Consider the following 889-nt stretch of genomic DNA (forward strand, 5'->3'; position numbering starts at 1 on the left):
GGGGTTGCCCGACTGGGCGCGCCCGTGGATCGACGCCGTCGACGCCACCGCGTGGGTCATCGCCGTGGACGTGCCCTCCGGCCAAGACCCGGCCGGCGGCGAACTCGACCCCGACGGCGTGTTCGCCGACGAGAGCGTGACGTTCGGCAGCCCGAAGCCGGTGCATCTGCTCCCGCCGACGGAGGCCGCGACCGGCCGCCTGACCGTCGTCGACATCGGCCTCGATCTGCGCTCCGACGTGCCGGTCGTCGAACGACTGACCCGTGACGACGTCGCCGACCTGTGGCCGACACCCGACGCGGCCGACGACAAGTACACCCGCGGCGTGCTCGGGCTCATCGCCGGGGGAGAGACGTATGCCGGGGCGGCGGTGCTGGCCGCGACTGCGGCGGTGTCCACCGGGGTGGGGATGCTGCGCTACGTCGGTACGCCGACCCCGACGGACTTGGTGCGATCCGCGGTGCCCGAGGCGGTCATCGGCATGGGCCGAGTGCAGGCGTGGGTCGTCGGGCCGGGGGTGGACATCACCGCCACCGATGACGCGGCGCAGGCGCATCTCGCGGCGGCGTGGGAGGCGTTGGACTCCGACCTGCCGGTGGTCGTCGATGCCGGCGGACTCGACCTGATCGAGGGCCCGCGTCCCGGGCCGACGCTGCTCACCCCGCACGCAGGGGAGTGCGCCCGGCTGCTGGCGCGCCTGTCCGACGGGCGCGATGCCTACGCCGGGGCGTTTGCCGATGTGACGGCCCACGATGTCCAGGACGCGCCCGTCGAACACGCCCGCGCGCTGGCCCGCCTGGCCCACGCCACCGTGCTCCTCAAGGGCGCGACGACGCTCGTGGTGACCCCCGACGACGGCGTGCCGGTGCGCAGCCAGGCCGACGCGCCC

1 protein-coding gene is annotated in these 889 nt (G+C 74.8%); it reads left to right on the plus strand.

The features are described 5' to 3' along the window. The coding region (locus KD1_RS15200) for a bifunctional ADP-dependent NAD(P)H-hydrate dehydratase/NAD(P)H-hydrate epimerase (RefSeq protein WP_281177629.1) at positions 1-889 on the plus strand (889 nt) is incomplete at both ends.

The sequence above is a fragment of the Kribbia dieselivorans NBRC 106261 genome (assembly GCF_001552435.1).
Taxonomy (GTDB): Bacteria; Actinomycetota; Actinomycetes; order Actinomycetales; family Dermatophilaceae; genus Kribbia; species Kribbia dieselivorans.